Below are 3,865 nucleotides of genomic sequence, written 5' to 3'. Positions count from 1 at the left end.
GTGCCGGTCTGGGCGATGCCCAGCAGGTCGCGGCCTTCGAGCAGCGCCGGAATCGACTGGCGCTGGATGGGAGTGGGATCGTTGTAGCCTTTGCTTTCGAGCGCGCGCAGAATGGGCTCGGCAAGGCCGAGATCGCTAAAATAGGACATGAAAAAACAATGCTTTCGTTGGCGCTCCGCGAAGAATCGCGGGCGCGGCAGGGGTCGTACCATGCGACCCATGCGTGAAAGGGGAAGCCGTGAGGCAAGAGACCGTGGGGCCGGGCCGGATCGCGCCTTTCGCAAATGCCCTCGGCAAATGGAGGCGGAATCTCACGCTGACGCGGCTTGCGGCACGGGGCCGCCGGTCTTGCTGCGGCGCACATAAGCGCGATTGGTTCGAAAAGCAAGGAAATTGCGCAAAGGGCCTTGCCCGCCGCCGGACCGGGCGGCAACGTGCGCCGCTGAACTGGACGGGGATTTCGATGCGGTATCATCAGTTTGCGGGTTCCATCATCGGCGCAGCGCTGGTTGTCGGCGCACTGGGGAGCGGGTTGGCGCTGGCCGCGCCCGTCACGCCGGCGGAACAGCGGATGATCGCCACGGTCGATGCCGAACAGGCGCGCACGCTGGCGCTGCTCGAACGAATGGTGAACCAGAATTCGGGCAGCCGGAACCTCGAAGGCGTGCGCAAGGTGCGCGACATCGTCTCGCCCGAATTCACCGCGCTGGGCTTTGCCGCGCGCTGGGTGCCGATGGAGCAGACCGGGCGCGCCGGGCACCTGATCCTGACGCACCAGGGCGCGAAGGGCACGAAGCGCCTGCTGCTGATCGGCCATCTCGATACCGTGTTCGAACCGGATTCGCCGTTCCAGACGTTCGCGCTGAAGGGCGACAAGGCCACCGGCCCCGGCGTGGCCGACGACAAGGGCGGCATGGCGGTGATGATCGCCGCGCTGCGCGCGATGCAGACGGCGGGCACGCTCAAGGACGCCAATATCGAGGTGGTGCTGACCGGCGACGAGGAGGACGCGGGCGAGCCGACCACGGTGGCGCGCGCCGATCTGGTCGCGGCCGGCCGGCGCGCCGACGCGGCGCTCGATTTCGAGGGGCTGTCCCGGGAAGACGGCAAGGACATGGGCTCGATCGCGCGGCGTTCGTCCAATTCGTGGACGCTGACCGTCACTGCGAAGTCGGGCCATTCGAGCGCGGTGTTCTCGCCCGCGATGGGCGATGGCGCGATCTATGCCGCCGCGCGCATCATCGCCGCGATCCGCGAGGAAGTGCCCGAACCGAACCTGACGCTGAACGTCGGCCTGATCGCGGGCGGGGCCGAGGCCACGCTCGCGCCCGACGCGGCGCACGTTGCGGCGGCGGGCAAGACCAATATCGTGCCGGCCAAGGCGATCGCGCGTGGAGACCTGCGCTCGCTCAGCCCCGAGCAGGACCGGCGGGCGATGGAGCGGATGCGCGCGATCGTGGCGCGCACCTGGCCGGGCGCGCAGGCGGCCATCACGTTCGAGGAAGGCTATCCGCCGATGGCGCCGACGCCGGGCAACCAGGCGCTGCTGGCGCGGCTCAACGGCGTGAACGAAACGCTGGGCCTGCCGGCGATGGCCCCGCTCGATCCGCTGAAGCGCGGCGCGGGTGACATCTCGTTCGTGGCGGCCGACGTCGACGGGCTGGTCGGCCTCGGCCCCGCCAGCACCGGCGATCATTCGCCCGCCGAAACCACCGATGTGCCCAGCATCTGGCGGCAGGCCAAGCGCGCCGCGCTGCTGATGACGCGGCTTTCGCGCGAGAAGGCGGTGAAGCCCGTCGGGAAGAAGTGAGCGCGTTGGGGCTTGCGTCCGCCGCGCGCGGGGCGTAACCGGCTCCCGTTACTTGGGGAGTAGCCACCGCGCCCGTCCTGCCATCAGGACATCGCGCGGTCCCATGCCGGAGACGGCGCGTCAACATGCTTGGCCGAGAGGCCATGGCGCAGGCGGAGCGGCCCTTGCGGGGGCCTTCCGGGCGAGACCAATGGCACCATGCTTTCCGCTCAGGCCGGGCGGGAGGGCGCGGTGCCGTTGTGTCGAACCGCTGCCCGGCCCCGGAACCGTTCATGATCGAAGCCCTGACCACTTCCACCGCGATCGTCGCGCTCGCGGAAATCGGCGACAAGACCCAGCTGCTCGCCATCGTGCTCGCCACCCGCTTCCGCAAGCCCTGGCCGATCGTGCTGGGCATCCTCTGCGCCACGCTGGCCAACCACTTCCTCGCCGCGCTGGTCGGCGCCACGGCGGCCTCGCTGCTCGATGGCCTGTGGTTCCGCTATGCCGTGGCGGCGGGGTTCATCGCCATGGGCCTGTGGACGCTGATCCCCGACAAGCTCGATGACGAGGAGGAGAAGCCCGGCCGCTTCGGGCCGTTCCTGACGACGCTGGTGGCGTTCTTCCTCGTCGAGATGGGCGACAAGACGCAGGTGGCCACGATCGCACTGGGCGCGCGCTTCCACGATGCGGTGGCGGTGACAGCGGGCACCACGCTGGGGATGATGATCGCCAACGTGCCCGCGGTGTTCCTGGGCAGCGAACTGATCCGCCGCGTGCCGCTGGGCGTGGTGCGGATGGTGGCGGCCCTGTTGTTCATCGCCATCGGCGGCTGGCTGTTGGCGCAGACCGCCGGTCTGGTTTGATGGGCGGTCTGGTCTGACGGGCGGGCCGGTCTGACGGGATCGCGAAGGCGGCGGCTTAGCCTTCGCCCCAGCCGGCACAGTGCGGGTCCAGCCCCACCACCTGCCGGCGCAGCGCCGCGCGGGCCAGCCGTTCGACTTCCGCCTTGCGCCGCGCCGCCGCCAGCGGGTGCGAGGGCGCCGGGCGCAGGATCTCCGCGTCATAGCCATCGGCCACGATCACGCCGCAGCGCCCGGGCAGGAAATCCGGTCCTTCCAGGCAAGCGCGGTCAAGATGCGGCGCCAGCCCCCAGTAGAACCGGTCGCAATGGTCGAGATAGTCGGTCCACTTGCCGTCGCCCAGCAGGTCGGCGCGGCTGACCTTGATCTCCACGATCACCACGTGGCCCTTCGCGTCGATCCCCATCAGGTCGGCGCGCCGGCCCGAGCGCAGCGGCATTTCCGGCAGGCACCAGATGTCGTTGCGGGCGAACAGCCGCGCGATGCCACGGGCCACGGCCTGCGCCTCGCGCGGGCTGGCCGGCAGATCGGCGAGCGGGATGACGGACGAATCGATCATGCCCGGCACCGTAAGAACAAAAATGGAACAGGTAAAGTGGCCGCGCGGTCAGACCGGATGGCGGACCGGCTTGGGCGCCACCAGGGCGAGCAGACCCGCCCGCGCCGCGCGGAACTCGTCGTGCAAGGCCGCCGCGGCGCAGGCCGGCGAGCGGCCGCGCGCGGAAACCGCCAGCAGCGCGGAAACCCCGGTCTCCAGGATCGCCGCCAGATCGTCCAGACCTTGCTGGGCCAGCGCCAGCCGCCAGCCGCCGGCGTGGAAGATCGTCTCGGGAAAGGCTTCGATCGCTGCGGGCGAAGCTCCGGCGTCCTCGGCAACGGACCGGCCGGCCAGCGCGCCGACGATCGCGGCGGCTTCGTGCAGGGCGTGCCACGTGTCGGTGAGGGAAGCGGCACCGGACGGCGAATCCGCGATCGCCGCGCCCATCACCGGCGCGCCATCGGGCGCCGCTGCGCCGCTGGCGGAATCCCATGCCATGCCGCGCGGGATACGCCCGCTGTCCCTACCAAATCGCTAAACCCGCCCGGGACGGGAAATCCGGAGAGCAAACCGCAGGGCAAAAACCGCTGGCCAGTCGTGCGCCTCGCTGCTAGGCACCGCCGCCGTTGCACCCGTAGCTCAGCTGGATAGAGCGCTGCCCTCCGAAGGCAGAGG

Annotated in this window: 4 protein-coding genes and 1 pseudogene; 2 read left to right on the top strand and 3 right to left on the bottom strand. The window is 70.2% G+C overall.

The window, feature by feature from the left end; translation table 11 throughout:
* Window positions 1–149: pseudogene (locus B3547_RS07745) on the bottom strand (DEAD/DEAH box helicase); the annotation flags it as partial.
* Window positions 150–463: 314 nt separating this feature from the next.
* On the opposite strand from B3547_RS07745, the gene B3547_RS07740 reads away from it, so the two are divergent.
* Both B3547_RS07740 and B3547_RS07735 read left to right on the top strand, forming a co-directional pair.
* Window positions 464–1,810, top strand: coding sequence for a M20/M25/M40 family metallo-hydrolase (locus B3547_RS07740; protein ID WP_292961806.1), 1,347 nt, complete (start codon window positions 464–466; stop codon window positions 1,808–1,810).
* A 275-nt stretch (window positions 1,811–2,085) separates the two neighbouring features.
* Window positions 2,086–2,655 carry a TMEM165/GDT1 family protein gene (locus tag B3547_RS07735; RefSeq protein WP_292961809.1) on the top strand — a complete coding sequence of 190 codons (570 nt, stop codon included), beginning with the start codon at window positions 2,086–2,088 and terminating at the stop codon, window positions 2,653–2,655.
* 55 nt (window positions 2,656–2,710) lie between these two features.
* Here B3547_RS07735 and B3547_RS07730 read toward each other — a convergent pair whose 3' ends face one another.
* Together B3547_RS07730 and B3547_RS07725 are read right to left on the bottom strand one after the other, a co-directional pair.
* The gene (locus B3547_RS07730) at window positions 2,711–3,211 is read right to left on the bottom strand and encodes an MmcB family DNA repair protein (RefSeq protein ID WP_125954365.1); all 501 of its coding nucleotides are present in this window, start codon (window positions 3,209–3,211) and stop codon (window positions 2,711–2,713) included.
* A 48-nt stretch (window positions 3,212–3,259) separates the two neighbouring features.
* Window positions 3,260–3,688: a hypothetical protein gene (locus B3547_RS07725; RefSeq protein ID WP_194919157.1), complete on the bottom strand. Its 429-nt coding sequence runs from the start codon at window positions 3,686–3,688 to the stop codon at window positions 3,260–3,262.
* Between the last annotated feature and the right edge of the window lie 177 nt (window positions 3,689–3,865).

The sequence above is a fragment of the Novosphingobium sp. UBA1939 genome (assembly GCF_002336885.1).
Classification (GTDB): Bacteria; Pseudomonadota; Alphaproteobacteria; order Sphingomonadales; family Sphingomonadaceae; genus Novosphingobium.
The sequence above is the reverse complement of the archived record's forward strand: the minus strand, read 5'-3'. Positions and strand labels throughout refer to the sequence as shown.